This is a genomic window from Pyxidicoccus trucidator (assembly GCF_010894435.1).
In the GTDB taxonomy this organism is placed as follows: domain Bacteria; phylum Myxococcota; class Myxococcia; order Myxococcales; family Myxococcaceae; genus Myxococcus; species Myxococcus trucidator.
This window is the reverse complement of sequence record NZ_JAAIXZ010000125.1, coordinates 1-384: the sequence shown is the minus strand read 5'-3', so window position 1 is coordinate 384 and position 384 is coordinate 1. Positions and strand designations below refer to the sequence as shown.

The 384-nt window shown below is 61.7% G+C and carries 1 protein-coding gene; it reads right to left on the bottom strand.

The features are described from left to right. The coding region (locus G4D85_RS48715; RefSeq protein WP_164021976.1) for a HAMP domain-containing protein at positions 1-384 on the bottom strand (384 nt) is incomplete at both ends.

Below are 384 nucleotides of genomic sequence, written 5' to 3'. Positions count from 1 at the left end.
GGGCGACGCGCGTCACCTCCGAGGCGAACGAGTTGAGCTGGTCCACCATCGTGTTGATGGTGTTCTTCAGCTCCAGGATTTCACCGCGCACGTCGACCGTAATCTTCTTGGACAGGTCGCCATTCGCAACGGCCGTCGTGACTTCGGCGATGTTGCGCACCTGGGCGGTGAGGTTGGACGCCATGCTGTTCACGTTGTCGGTGAGGTCCTTCCACGTTCCACCGACGCCGCGCACGATGGCCTGACCGCCCAGCTTTCCTTCCGTACCCACCTCGCGGGCGACGCGCGTCACCTCCGAGGCGAACGAGTTGAGCTGGTCCACCATCGTGTTGATGGTGTTCTTCAGCTCCAGGATTTCACCGCGCACGTCGACCGTAATCTTCT